Genomic DNA, 368 nt, shown 5'->3' with positions numbered 1-368 from the left:
AAGCATGGCGACATGTGGAGTTGACTGATACTAATCGATCGAGGACTTAACCACATTATAAAGCGGAGGCGGCTTGACCTCGAGTCTCTAGCCGCCGGAGCTGGATTGCAGTCTACTTTCAATAGTAGCTGCAACAATTGGTCGATATTCGGCTTTCTTGACATCAATCCTTTATCTAGTTTTCAGGGAATGAATTTTATGTGAAAACATAAAAAATACCTTGAAAAATTATGTCTAAACGATATAATAATACTTGTCCTTAAAAAAGGGACAAGATATAGTCTGGTGACAATGGCGAAGAGGTCACACCCGTTCCCATGCCGAACACGGAAGTTAAGCTCTTCAGCGCCGATGGTAGTTGGGGGATC

The 368-nt window shown here is 42.7% G+C and carries 1 rRNA gene; it reads left to right on the top strand.

The features are described 5' to 3' along the window. Positions 1–281: 281 nt before the first annotated feature. Positions 282–368: ribosomal RNA gene (gene rrf, locus JI667_RS21350) — 5S ribosomal RNA — on the top strand; the annotation flags it as partial.

Origin of the sequence: Bacillus sp. NTK074B (assembly GCF_017303375.1) — a bacterium.
GTDB lineage: Bacteria > Bacillota > Bacilli > Bacillales > Bacillaceae_B > Rossellomorea.
This window is presented reverse-complemented; position numbering and strand designations above follow the sequence as displayed.